Here is an 11,484-nt window from a genome sequence, read left to right as displayed (position 1 = left end):
TAAATGCGGGGCTAAAAGACGCGGAAAGCTCGCTTAAAGAAACGCTTAGCTCGGACATCACCAAAGACGCGTTAAACTCCGCGAAAGTCTCGGCACAAAAACAGAATGAGACGGCAAATTTAAAAGCAAATTCGAGCGGAGAAAATTCCGCGCAAAGCTCCGCTGGCACCGCGAACTCTGCGCAAGGCTCTGCCGACGGTGCAATGAATTCCGGCGCTGAAAGCAAAAGCGCGAATTCGAGCGCCAAAAACAAAGGCGAAAATTCTATGCCTAGCGCAAGCGGCGGCGCGGAAAATTCTGTACAAAATACAAATGCGAATGGCGAAGCGAAAAGCGGTACGCAAAATGCAAATTTAAACGGCGATGCGCAAAATTCTATGCAAAATTCCATGCAAAATAACGATACACAAAAATCATAATGAGAGAGAAATTTAATGTTTGAAGAGCTAAAACCCCATCTAGCCGAGCTTCGCAAACGCCTAGTGATCTCCGTGCTGTCCGTCATCGTTCTTTTCGTCGCGTGCTTCGGCTTTTGGGAGGATATTTTAGGCTTTATGACCCGCCCGCTAGTGCGCGTGCTTCCTAAGGGCAGTGAGATCATCTTTACCCAGCTTGGCGAGACCTTTTTTACCGCGATGAAGGTGTCGTTTTTCACCTCGTTACTTCTAGCGATGCCGATAATTTTCTGGCAGGCGTGGCTTTTCATAGCGCCCGGGCTTTACGACAACGAGAAAAAATACGTCATCCCCTTCGTTAGCGGCGCGAGCATTATGTTCTTTTTAGGCGCGGCGTTTTGCTATTTTTTCGTAATTCCCGTAGCGTTTAATTTCTTGGTAAATTTTGGCGCCAAGCAATTTACTGCGATGCCTACGATCGGCGAATATGTAGGCTTTTTCGCTAAGCTCGTCGTCGCATTTGGCATCAGCTTCGAGCTTCCTGTAGTAACCTTTTTCCTCGCTAAAATCGGGCTTGTGACGAACAAAAGTCTGAGCGATTTTTTCCGCTATGCAATCGTCATTATTTTCATTTTTGCAGCGGTCATGACGCCGCCGGACGTACTTAGCCAGTTTATGCTCGCAACTCCGCTGATAGTGCTTTATCTGCTTTCGATCTTCATCGCCAAAATGATAAATCCGTATAAGCAGGAGGATGACGAAGGCGAAAATTCCACGGACGTAGCGCAGGCGTAAGATGGCGGATCTAAATTTAGTCTCTAGCTACGATTACGAGCTTCCTAGCGAGCTCATCGCAAGCGCGCCCGCGATGCCCAAACAAAGCGCGCGCCTGTTAATATACGACCGCGCCAAGGAGAAGATCACGCACGCACGCTTCGGCGATCTGGCGGACGCCCTGCCGCCCTGCGATATTATTTTCAACGACACGCGGGTGATTAAGGCGCGTCTCTTCGGTCATAAAAGCAGCGGCGGCAAGATCGAGCTTCTGTTAAACTCGCCGCTTGAGGGCAATAAATTTAGCGCCTATATTCGCGGTAGCGTCAAAGCAGGCAGCGAATTAAAATTTCAAAGCAATCTTAATGCGCGCGTTTGCGAGCTGATGGAAGGCGGGCTTCGCATCGTGCAATTTGAGCGCGGCGGCAAGGCTTTAAATACCCACGATGTTTTTGAAATTTGCGAACGTATCGGTCATGTGCCGCTGCCACCGTATATCAAGCGCACCGATACCAAGCAGGACGAGAGCTGGTATCAAAGCATCTTCGCGCGCGAGCAAGGCGCCGTCGCCGCACCCACCGCGAGCTTGCATTTTGATAGCGAGATGATTGCGGATTTGCGCCGAAATCACGATATCCACTTCATCACGCTGCATGTGGGCGCGGGCACCTTTAAGCCCGTGGAAGTAGCGGATCTGCGCGAGCACAAGATGCACGGCGAGCTCTATTCCATCCCGCCGCAGACCGCGCAAATTCTAAAAAGCGAGCGAAAAATTTTAGGCGTGGGTACGACCGTTACGAGAACGATCGAAAATTTTGCACGCAACGGGCAAAGTAGTGGGATCTGCGAGCTGTTTTTGCACCCGGGCAATCCGCCGATAAGACAGAATTTTTTGCTTACGAACTTTCACCTACCAAAATCCACGCTGATAATGCTCGTAGCGAGCTTCATCGGTCTTGAGCGCACGCTTGAGCTCTACCGCATCGCAGTGGAGCAAAGATACCGCTTCTACTCCTATGGCGATGGGATGCTTGTGCTATGAAAGCCGTGGTTTTAGGCGCGCTAGCAATATTGGCTGCGACGGCAGGCTTTGTGGCAAGAAAGCTCTTTTCTAAAAAGCCCGCCGTAAGCGGCAAAATTTTCTCCGCTGCGCCTAAAGCCAAAGAAAGCGATTCCGTCGTGCCTAGACGCGAGGATATCGCGCAGATCGATATTTTAAAAATTTTAAAATTTCAAAGCGAAATTTTATTTGAGGAGTGCACGAAATACGACAGCACGCTCTATCTTAGCTTCCCACCGCAGCTGCCGCGTATCTACGGCGGCGAGGTGCTAAATCTCACTAGCGCGGTATTTGATGCGTGCGAGTTTTTCCTACAAAATATCGCTGAGCCAATCCGCGTAAGCGTGGAATTTAGTAGCAAGGAACTTAGAGCGAATATGAGCTCTATCAAGCTCGACGTTCGCGTAGGCATCGATCGCGAGCTAAAGGATCCGCGCACCTATGCGCTTAAAAGTGCACTAGAAAGCGCTGCTAGCACGGACGATGAGTATCTTACTTCGGCGCAGACCCATTTGCGTGCACTCGGTTCGCATCCAAGTATTGGAGCCGACGGGCGCGGAACCTTTATCAAAATGGATGCCGTGCTTAGCTGCTTCGCGCAGCAGAGCTTTAGCGCTAAAAAATACGACTACAACGTCATAATCACGCACAAAAACCGCGCGATCTTCGAGGAGCTGCGAGATTTTTTGAGCGGGCTTGGTTGCGACGTGATGCCAAACTCCAACTGGGAGAGCGCGAAGAGACATCTAAACGACTTCATCTACGTAGCCGACGTCGTCATCCTTGACGCCGAGATCCTACGCGCCAATATAAGCGAAATAAACTACCTCAACGCGCTGGAAAAAGACGGGGTATTTTTCATATTTTTGCTTAAAAACAAACACTCGCTCAAGGTGCTGGAGGGGCTAAGCTTTAAATTTTTCAAGCTCGAGATGCCATATTTCTACGACGAGTTTTATGCCACGCTCGATATCATCGAAAAGATCAAAAACGATGAGAATTTCTTGGGGCTGTAGCGAACAGGCGGCGATAAATTTAAAACCGAAGATATTGAAGTGCTATATTTTGACTTAGATTGGATCAAGGGCAATATAAAAGATAGCGAATATGCCTTAAGGCAGCGGCGGTACGAGGCGTATTTGGCAGGGCTGCATAAAAATATGCATACGCTAGAAAGAATTTTTGCGGGCATAAACTTCAACGATGCGCTATTGCTACCCGAAAAACAAATCAATGAAAAGTTGCATTTGAAATTTTACATCGGAGATTTGCAAAATGGATATTATGAACTAAAATGCGTTATGAGCTCGGATCAAAGATGCGATGCGGCGCCCGGCGAAATAATAACGAGCGAGATATTTTACGAAAATGGCAATTACCGCTTCTCTTTCATCCTCGCTTGCTTGAAGGAATACGCCGTTAACTTCTCCAGGATAGATAGCCTTAAATTTAACGCGATTTCGCAGAAAAAATACCACTTTGAGCATAAGAAATTTAAACTTTCATAGAAAACCGCGCGCCTCAGTCGTCGCGCATAAAATTTTGCCCGTAAAGATCGCGCCCTTAAATTTATCCCACTTGTAAGCCGCAAACAGCGTAAATTCCGTCGCGCCTTGCAGCTAAATTTATTAAATTTAACATAGTCCGCGCACAAGCAAGTTTATTTCGTCCGCTTACCTCAAAAACGCTCAAGCTCCATTTTTAAAATTTACGCCTCAAGCGGACTTAAGATATTTTACAAACGGCATAATCTGTTTTGAAGCACGCCCGATAAGACGCATATAAAGCGAGTAAATTTAAGAATTTAGTGCGGATGGCTTGGCTTGCTATTTAAATTTTATCTTTCGCTCTCTTTTTTAGCCTTGACCACCTCATAAAGCTCGTCGATCGAGGTCGCGGACGAGCCAGAGTATTTCTGCGCCGCTCGCATAGTCTTTTTGCCCCATTTACCGTCGATCATTAAGCCGTAGCCGCCAAACATCAAACTTCGCTGGATATAATAAACTTTATCCTGCTGCGTCAAATTCTGCTGCACTTGTTGTACTTGCACTTCGGATTTAAGCTCTTTCGGCTGCTTCTCTTCGCAATTCAAAGCCCACGCCAAATAGCCTAATGCCGCTGCACCAATCAATGGTACGAATATTGATACAACAATACTGCTCGAGTCTTTAGCAAGTTCATTTAAAATTTCTTTTGAAAGAAAAAACACAAAACAGCCTATAATAAAAGCGATTATGTTATCTATACCAAACATAAATCCCGCTATTATAATTAAAATACCGATAATGAGCTCGCCGCCCAAGCGGCTTGTTAAATAATAGCTTATCAGGAAATTATTCATAAGATCTCCCTTCTATAAACACTCTATTTATGTAAAAGACGCAAATTCTATTGATGCTCAAAGTCTCTAATAAACCTTGGTTCGTGATCTTTAGAATCTTTGCGCGCCGAGATTATACAGACTGCGCCAGTGCCTATTATTACCGCACTTACAGCTATAAATCCTTTTACTAGACCATAAATGCCAATAATTATAAGTATCACACCACCCACAAGCAATTTAACCCAAGATCTGCTATAATAGATCTCTGCCTGACATTCGCTGCATATGACCGCACCGTATCTGACGTCGTCCTTACCGCAAAAGGGGCATATTAAATAATCTGGATGATCGCTCTCTGCCATAAATTTCTCCTTCGAAAAATATGGTCATAATTATATATAAAATGGACTTAAAAAATTTAAAAAGAAGGAAATTTTAGCGGCTCTACACCGCTAAAATTTAAAGATTTTCGAATGGATTTACGACCACGTCTTTGCGATCGACGATGTAAGGTATAAGGGCTGCTTGGCGCGCGCGCTTGATAGCCTTTTCTACCATCTCTTGGTATTTTTTGCTGGTGCCGGTTAAGCGACGCGGCATAATCTTAAAGCGCTCGCTTAGGCAGTGCTTTAGCAGCGCCGTGTCCTTATAATCGATAAATTCGATCTTTGCTTCCGTAAATTTGCAATACTTCCTAGTATATTTTCTCTTATCTGCCATGATTTTTCCTTAATTAAAATGGGATCGTGTCGTTGCCGTCATCGTATTTATCGGCATCGACGTCGACTTCCGGAATCGTGCTTTCGTAACTCTGCTCTTTTTGTTTAGGCGCGTTATAATCGTTTTTTGCGCCTCTAGAATTTGAGTTTTGTCTGTTAGCATAGCTATTTCCGCCGCCGTAATTACCGTAGCTAGAATTTCCTCCGCCGTAGCCGCCGGAGCTTCCACCATAATTGCCGCCCTCGTAATTGCCGCCTTGATTATAGCCGCCGCTTCCACCTTGATTGCTTCCTAGCATCTCCATAGTATCTACGCTGATGGAGTGCTTGCTTCGGTTCTGTCCGTTTTGATCCTGCCACTGATCTAGCTTTAAGCGGCCTTCGATCAAAATTTTACTGCCTTTTCGCAAGTATTGGTTTGCGATCTCGGCCGTGCGACCGAAAAAATCTATGTCTATAAAGCACGTTTCTTCGCGTTTCTCGCCGTTTGAGCTATTGTATCTGCGCGTGACGGCGATGCCGGTTTTGCCTACGGCGGTGCCCGTTTGCAGATATCTAAGCTCGATATCTCGGGTTAAATTACCTACCAAAACTACTTTATTGAACATATTTTATCCTTTATTCGCCCTCTTTGGCTGCTTCTTCAGGCTCTTTTGGCTCTACCGGCGCTTTTGGCTCGCGCTCTTTTTTCGCAGGGCTTAGTTTGATGCCTTTGCTTAGCTTGTCCCAAGCGGAAATTTCACGCTTAGTCTCATATTTGACGGTCAAAAATCTAATGATATCTTCGGTGATGCGCAGATTTCTAACAAGCTCGGAGATCAAGCTCGGCTCGGCTTTAAAATAGATTACGAAATAAACTCCGCGCTCATATTTGTCGATCTTATAGGCAAGCTTTCTAGCGCCCATTTCGATTACGGAAGCAATCTCTCCGCCGTTTTTGGTTATGATTTCTTTGACGAAATCGACTTTTGTTTTAACTTCATCGTCGGTAAGCGTGGGCTTAACGATGAATAAAACCTCGTAGTTTCTCATAAATTCTCCTTATGGATTTTAGCTCGCAAACGGTGTCTGCGGGCAAGGATTTTGCAAAAAATGCGAAGAGATATTACTAAAATTTCACTTAATATTTGCTTTTTGCCCGAGCGAACTTAGCAGCATGCGCTGCAACCTCAAAAACGACGCAAGCAAAAGCTCGTCCTTCGCCGCGTTTTTTTCGCTTTTTAGTTCAAATTCCAAATCGTTTAAGTGGGCAAAAATTTTATAAAACGTCCGCGTTGAAAAACCGGTGGCATAGCGCTGCATCTGTGCGGCCACGGAAGGGGGCGGTTGATAGCCTAAAACCGCCTTAAAATCAAATCTGCCGTTTATTTTCACGTAAGCATGCAGGCGAAAAATTCTATAAATCAGGCGGTAGAAATAATTTATCAGCTCCATCTCGTTGTATCCGCCGCCCAGAGCCATTTTGTAAAAATCTACGCGAAAGTCGCTTAGTCCAAAAATTTTATCAAAAAGCTCGTCGTAGCTCACCTCGCTGAGGCCATAAACCATTAAATTTACGTTTTGCAGGCTAAGTTCAAGCCCCAGACTTGCAAATTTTTCTATCTCGCTCGCGCTTAGGCTCAGGCTTTCGTTGTGGATGGCGTAGATCCTGCTAAGTGCGGCGGTGTTTGCAAAAAGCCCGCACATCTCGCATTTTTGCGCAAGCAGCGCTATGGCTTCGTTTACGCCCGATGGTTTGAAAAATCTAACCTCGTTTCGTTCAAATTCCTTGATAAAATCCGCGCTTACAGAAATTTCGCTATCGTTTAGCTCGTAGATTAGATGGTTATTCGCGTCCGCCTTGCACAGCGCGATGAGCCTTCGCAGCTCCTCCTTTTTGATGAGCGAGGCGGTTTTGATGTGAAGCGTGTTGCTACCGCCGAAAAGCGAAGGCTCCAAAAAGCTTCGCGCCTGCTCAAAATCATACTCTAAAAAATACAAACTCAAAAAATTATCGGCTGCGTAAATTTGCTTTAGGCGCTGCGCGTAAAGCTCGTTTGAAAAGTCGTCTCCGCCGCGCAAAAGCACGAAATTCGGCACCCTGCCGCTTGCGATAAGCCCGTCAAATTCTTTCTTATACATCAGATCTTCTTTACCACCCTGCCTAAAATCACTCCGCTAGCGATGTTTGCATCCGTAAGCTCTACCAGCACGGGCGTTAAAATGTCGCCAGCGAAATTTGAAACTAAAATTTTAGCCCCCTTTAGCTTGTCGTCTAGCTTTGCGGTGACGGAATTTCCGTTTTCGTCGATGTAGCAGCGGAATTTTTTGCCCAAATTTTCCGCGGCCCAGCGCGCAAATTTTCGGTCCATAAAATCAAACGCAACCTTATCCGCCTCGCGCTCGAGCTCGTTTAACCGCGCGCACGTCGCGTCGATGTTTAAAAGCAGGTAATTATAAAATTTCTCATCCCCCCTCATCTGCGCCTTTAGCAAGCGGTGCAAAATGAGATCGGAATAGCGCCTGATCGGGCTTGTGAAGTGCGTGTAGTTATCAAATCCGAGCCCAAAATGCCCGCGCGATTCGGATCCGTACTCGGCGCGCTTTTGAGCCTTGATGATGAGCTTATCGACCTCCTCGCGGATACCCATAGTATCGGCTTGTGCTTGGATTTCGCCGATCATTTTGGCAAGGTTGCTCTGATACGGCGCGTCGATGCCGAACAGCGCCAGATCGTCAAGCAGCGCGTAAATTTTTTTAAGCTCGGCCGAGCCGTGATTTCTAAAAACGCCCCGCTCGATACGCGCCGCAGCGGCTTTGTTGGCTAGCAGCATACAATCCTCGATGAGTTTGTGCGACGGAGTGTCGGTCTCAAAGCGAGTGGAGTTTATTAGACCGTATTCATCAAGCGTGATGCGAAGCTCCTTGGTGCGGAAATCAAATCCGCGCTTTAGCCTCGCGCGGCGCAGGCGCTCGCAAATTTCATTAAGCGGCAAGAGCCAGCTTAAAATTTCAGGCTCGCACGCCTTGCGGGTGCGTAAAATTTCATCGACCTCGTCGTAATTAAAGCGGCGTTTTGATCTTATGATCGCTTCGAAAAGCTCCTCTTTTTGCGGGTTTAAATTTTCATCCAAAGCGATTTTAAAAACAAAGGCCAGCCTCGGAAGATTCGGCATCAGCGAGCAGATGTTTTCGCTAAGCTCGCGCGGCAGCATCGGCACGGATCGGTGCGGGAAATAGATCGAAAAGCCGCGAAATTTCGCCTCCTTATCGATCGGCGAGTATTCGCTTACGTATTCGCTCACATCGGCGATCGCGACGTAAAGCGTGCGCTCTTTTACGTCAAAATAGATCGCGTCGTCGAAGTCCTTGGCGTCGATGGGATCGATGGTGCAAAAGGGCAGATGCTGTAAATCCACGCGCTGCGGATACAGCGCCTCGTCCACTTCTCTGCCGAAGCTCGCGGCTTGCTGCTTGCACGCTTCGTTAAATTCGTCGTTCTTATCGTAGATCGCTAAAGAAATTTTCTCATCGACGAAGGGATCGGATAAGTTTCCGATCACCTCGGTAATCTCGTTCGTTAGATTATCAATCTTTAAAAGGGTGTTTGCGGGCAGCTGCTTTAGCGATTTTTGCGTGGCTTTGAGCGGATTTGCGAGGCCGGTTTTGACGTTCACGCCTAAAATTTCGCGCCCGAAGCTTTTGGTATAAACCACGCTCGTTAAAAATGCGGGCTTGACGCACATCAGCACCTTTGCGTGCAGGCGGGACTTTCTTGAGCTTAAAATTTTTGCTAGGATCAGATCGCCCAGATGCACGCCGCTTAGATATCTGTTTTCGATGATAAGATCTGCTTTGAAGCGGTCGTCAAAGCTTTGCAGATAGCCCGTGCCGTCACGCGCGATGTCGAGCCTGCCGAAAACATAGCCGTCGTTTAGGTAGAGCTTGCCCTTGTGCGCGCTGATAGCGCCGATATTTAGGAGGTTGCGCACGAGCTCCTTTTGCTCGCCGCTAAGATCCTTTTCAAATACGCCCAAGTTAAAGGCGCGCAGGAACTCTTTCATATCGAAATTTCGCCTTTCGCCTCTAAAAACGCCTCCTGCTCGAAGCCGAACTCGACTAGTAAATTTAAAGCGTTGTCGATGCTAAGCTCGTCGAAGTGATGGTAGATATTGACCGCGGTTTTGGCGATTTTTAGCATCGCGTAGCGGGATTTGTTCTCAAAAGGCGCGTCGTCGGGGGCGTTTGAATACAGCGCGTCCTGCGCGATCTGCTCTAGCCCAAAATGCGCAAATAGCGCGTGCGAGACGCTCTCGCGGTTCGTGCCGCTAAATTTCATCTCCACGTCGGTAAAATCCTGCGGAAAGATCGAGCCTTTGATGGCATGGTAAAATTCCTCCGTCTTGCCCGCCGCGCACACCTGCTCGTCGATAAAAACCCGCCCGAACTCCACTAAAATCACGCTTGAGAGTATGTTTTGCTCGATCTGCGGGTAGGATTTGATCCACGAAAACATAAGCAGATTTCGCAGCAGCGAGACCTGCGTGAGCTTTTCGCGGTCGATGCGATACGCCCGTAGGCTCGGCTTTAGCATCTCGTCAAATACCGCGAATAGAAAAAACGCCCGCATCTGCTCGCGCCCGTAAAGCTCAAACGCTCGCTGTAAATTTAGCGTTTTTAGTGCCGCGGCGCCCTGCTCTTGTCCCTGCTCCTGCGCTCTCCCACATTCTTGCTCCTGTTTTTGCTGCTGCGCTTGTATCGGCTCTCGCCCATGCACTCGTTCGGCTTGCGCAGAAACACCCGAACCTAGCGTGCAATCAGCTCTCGCAGCGGCGTGCTGATTTTGCCGCTGTGTATCGCTCGCGGCCTGCGAGGGGTTAAATTTAAAATTCTCGTCGCTGTAGTTCGCGCCGCTTGCGTCATTTGAGTGATTAAATTTGAGACTATCGCCCCGCCCTGCTAAGTCTGCACCTTTTTGCTCGCTCGAGATACACTCGTTTTGCCGCCACTCGTCTGCGGCGTCTTGCAAGCCATACTTTATAGGCTCCGCGCCTTGTAGATCGCACCGCTCATCTGCAGTAGCGAAATTTTGCCCCGCAAGCCCTTCGGCGCTAAATTTAGACAAACCGCAAAAGGCTAAATCTAAAATTTTATCTGTGAGGGGAGCATTTTTTGAAATTTGCAAAGCGAGCCTGGCGTCCGAAACATCCGCGTCAAACGATGCTAAAATTTTTAAAATTTCATCGCTAAAACCCGCGAGTGCGCCTATTTTTTGGGTTATAAATTTATTCATTTTCAAAAGCCGTTCAATATAAATTTCGCACAATCATATCAAATTTTAACTCAAATTGCAAAGCAGAACGCCGCCGTTGCGTCTAAATTCCACTTCGGCTCACGAGGCTTTTAAGCGCTTTTTTTGCGTTTGAAAATCGCAGATCAACCTGCAGCTTGTCGCAGCGGCAAAACCGAAATTTCACTTGTCGTTTTATAAAATTTTAATCTCCTTTCGTATAGAATGCATCGAAATTCCGTTTATAGAGAGCTTGATTTGGATAAATTTGAAGCCAGCTCTGTGCCAAGAAAAGAAAGGACTAGGGACTACGACAAAGAACCGCTAGTTTTGCGTGATTATTCTGGTTTTCCTTTAATTTTACACTATTTGATTATTTTAATATTTTGGATTACTGCTTCTGGGTTTTGCATTAGTTGCTTAGACGATTTTGAAAGCGGTATTTTAGATTTTGATGACACAAAACGAACGATAATAAAATTTGGCTTTGCAATAGTTGTATTTTTGATATTTGATTGTTTTAATATTATAAATTTAAAGAAAAAATATACCTATTTTTATAATTCAAAAGTTGCATATTATGATCAAAATTTTAAAGAAATTAGCAGTGAAGATATAATATTTAACAAAGACACAACTTTTAAAGCAAATTGGTTTTTAGATATGATATTTTCAACTATTTTTGGTAAGGTATTTTTGGTTAGTTTTTTCATAATTAGCTTTATTAAAGGAACTTTTGGCATATCTTTAATAGGTGTATTACTTTTAATATTTATATTATTGTTTGCGGAATTTTTAGAAATTATAGTTTTTTTGGTAATTTATAGATATGAAAATAAAAGTTTTAAAAATTTTTGGAAAATATTTCCAAAATTTCAAATAAATCTTGAATACGCAGAAGACATACATTGGTCTGATTATAGGCGAAATAACGAAAGACTTTA

The 11,484-nt window shown here is 45.8% G+C and carries 14 protein-coding genes; 6 read left to right on the top strand and 8 right to left on the bottom strand.

What is annotated here, in order from left to right; genetic code table 11:
• The 5 genes from Q0140_RS08640 to Q0140_RS08620 form a co-directional block, all read left to right on the top strand.
• A partial coding sequence (locus tag Q0140_RS08640; RefSeq protein WP_297963772.1) for a hypothetical protein occupies positions 1–419 on the top strand: 419 nt, incomplete at its 5' end.
• A gap of 15 nt (positions 420–434) precedes the next feature.
• Complete coding sequence (tatC, locus tag Q0140_RS08635) at positions 435–1,190, top strand: twin-arginine translocase subunit TatC (protein ID WP_297963770.1); 756 nt, start codon at positions 435–437, stop codon at positions 1,188–1,190.
• A gap of 1 nt (position 1,191) precedes the next feature.
• Entirely contained in the window at positions 1,192–2,211 is a 1,020-nt protein-coding gene (gene queA, locus Q0140_RS08630) for a tRNA preQ1(34) S-adenosylmethionine ribosyltransferase-isomerase QueA (RefSeq protein ID WP_297963768.1), read from the top strand.
• Positions 2,208–3,245, top strand: coding sequence for a hypothetical protein (locus tag Q0140_RS08625; RefSeq protein WP_297963766.1), 1,038 nt, complete (start codon positions 2,208–2,210; stop codon positions 3,243–3,245). Before queA ends, Q0140_RS08625 begins: the two co-directional genes overlap by 4 nt.
• A gap of 39 nt (positions 3,246–3,284) precedes the next feature.
• On the top strand, positions 3,285–3,737 hold the full coding sequence (locus Q0140_RS08620) for a hypothetical protein (protein WP_297963764.1): 453 nt from the start codon (positions 3,285–3,287) through the stop codon (positions 3,735–3,737).
• Between the two features lie 329 nt (positions 3,738–4,066).
• Here the strand turns inward: Q0140_RS08620 and Q0140_RS08615 are convergent, their stop codons facing one another.
• The 8 genes from Q0140_RS08615 to Q0140_RS08580 all read right to left on the bottom strand — a co-directional run bounded on the left by Q0140_RS08615 (position 4,067) and on the right by Q0140_RS08580 (position 10,543).
• Positions 4,067–4,570 carry a hypothetical protein gene (locus Q0140_RS08615; RefSeq protein ID WP_297963762.1) on the bottom strand — a complete coding sequence of 168 codons (504 nt, stop codon included), beginning with the start codon at positions 4,568–4,570 and terminating at the stop codon, positions 4,067–4,069.
• A 47-nt stretch (positions 4,571–4,617) separates the two neighbouring features.
• The gene (locus Q0140_RS08610; protein ID WP_297963760.1) at positions 4,618–4,914 is read right to left on the bottom strand and encodes a hypothetical protein; all 297 of its coding nucleotides are present in this window, start codon (positions 4,912–4,914) and stop codon (positions 4,618–4,620) included.
• Positions 4,915–5,011: 97 nt separating this feature from the next.
• Positions 5,012–5,272 carry a 30S ribosomal protein S18 gene (rpsR, locus tag Q0140_RS08605; protein WP_295151385.1) on the bottom strand — a complete coding sequence of 87 codons (261 nt, stop codon included), beginning with the start codon at positions 5,270–5,272 and terminating at the stop codon, positions 5,012–5,014.
• Positions 5,273–5,285: 13 nt separating this feature from the next.
• Positions 5,286–5,879, bottom strand: coding sequence for a single-stranded DNA-binding protein (locus tag Q0140_RS08600; protein ID WP_005873266.1), 594 nt, complete (start codon positions 5,877–5,879; stop codon positions 5,286–5,288).
• Between the two features lie 10 nt (positions 5,880–5,889).
• Positions 5,890–6,303: a 30S ribosomal protein S6 gene (gene rpsF / locus Q0140_RS08595; RefSeq protein WP_005873267.1), complete on the bottom strand. Its 414-nt coding sequence runs from the start codon at positions 6,301–6,303 to the stop codon at positions 5,890–5,892.
• An 84-nt stretch (positions 6,304–6,387) separates the two neighbouring features.
• A complete protein-coding gene (locus Q0140_RS08590) occupies positions 6,388–7,392 on the bottom strand; it encodes a DNA polymerase III subunit delta (protein ID WP_297963757.1) in 1,005 nt (334 codons plus the stop codon).
• Complete coding sequence (locus Q0140_RS08585) at positions 7,392–9,314, bottom strand: ribonuclease R family protein (RefSeq protein ID WP_297963755.1); 1,923 nt, start codon at positions 9,312–9,314, stop codon at positions 7,392–7,394. Before Q0140_RS08585 ends, Q0140_RS08590 begins: the two co-directional genes overlap by 1 nt.
• A complete protein-coding gene (locus tag Q0140_RS08580) occupies positions 9,311–10,543 on the bottom strand; it encodes a hypothetical protein (RefSeq protein WP_297963753.1) in 1,233 nt (410 codons plus the stop codon). Before Q0140_RS08580 ends, Q0140_RS08585 begins: the two co-directional genes overlap by 4 nt.
• Positions 10,544–10,798: 255 nt before the next feature.
• Between Q0140_RS08580 and Q0140_RS08575 the strand changes: the two genes are divergently transcribed.
• Positions 10,799–11,484, top strand: a 686-nt coding sequence (locus Q0140_RS08575) for a hypothetical protein (protein WP_297963750.1), incomplete at its 3' end; no start/stop codon positions are given.

It is taken from the genome of uncultured Campylobacter sp. (genome assembly GCF_938045405.1).
In the GTDB taxonomy this organism is placed as follows: domain Bacteria; phylum Campylobacterota; class Campylobacteria; order Campylobacterales; family Campylobacteraceae; genus Campylobacter_B.
Note: the sequence above shows the minus strand (reverse complement) of the source record. Positions and strands in the feature narration are given on the sequence as shown.

What these genes read in the sequence shown, in the direction of transcription:
- Q0140_RS08585 (WP_297963755.1), bottom strand. Translation starts at nt 9,314, where the DNA reads ATGAAAGAGTTCCTGCGCGCCTTTAACTTGGGCGTATTTGAAAAGGAT.
- Q0140_RS08590 (WP_297963757.1), bottom strand. Translation starts at nt 7,392, where the DNA reads ATGTATAAGAAAGAATTTGACGGGCTTATCGCAAGCGGCAGGGTGCCG.
- rpsR (WP_295151385.1), bottom strand. Translation starts at nt 5,272, where the DNA reads ATGGCAGATAAGAGAAAATATACTAGGAAGTATTGCAAATTTACGGAA.
- Q0140_RS08615 (WP_297963762.1), bottom strand. Translation starts at nt 4,570, where the DNA reads ATGAATAATTTCCTGATAAGCTATTATTTAACAAGCCGCTTGGGCGGC.
- queA (WP_297963768.1), top strand. Translation starts at nt 1,192, where the DNA reads ATGGCGGATCTAAATTTAGTCTCTAGCTACGATTACGAGCTTCCTAGC.
- rpsF (WP_005873267.1), bottom strand. Translation starts at nt 6,303, where the DNA reads ATGAGAAACTACGAGGTTTTATTCATCGTTAAGCCCACGCTTACCGAC.
- tatC (WP_297963770.1), top strand. Translation starts at nt 435, where the DNA reads ATGTTTGAAGAGCTAAAACCCCATCTAGCCGAGCTTCGCAAACGCCTA.
- Q0140_RS08580 (WP_297963753.1), bottom strand. Translation starts at nt 10,543, where the DNA reads ATGAATAAATTTATAACCCAAAAAATAGGCGCACTCGCGGGTTTTAGC.
- Q0140_RS08610 (WP_297963760.1), bottom strand. Translation starts at nt 4,914, where the DNA reads ATGGCAGAGAGCGATCATCCAGATTATTTAATATGCCCCTTTTGCGGT.
- Q0140_RS08600 (WP_005873266.1), bottom strand. Translation starts at nt 5,879, where the DNA reads ATGTTCAATAAAGTAGTTTTGGTAGGTAATTTAACCCGAGATATCGAG.
- Q0140_RS08625 (WP_297963766.1), top strand. Translation starts at nt 2,208, where the DNA reads ATGAAAGCCGTGGTTTTAGGCGCGCTAGCAATATTGGCTGCGACGGCA.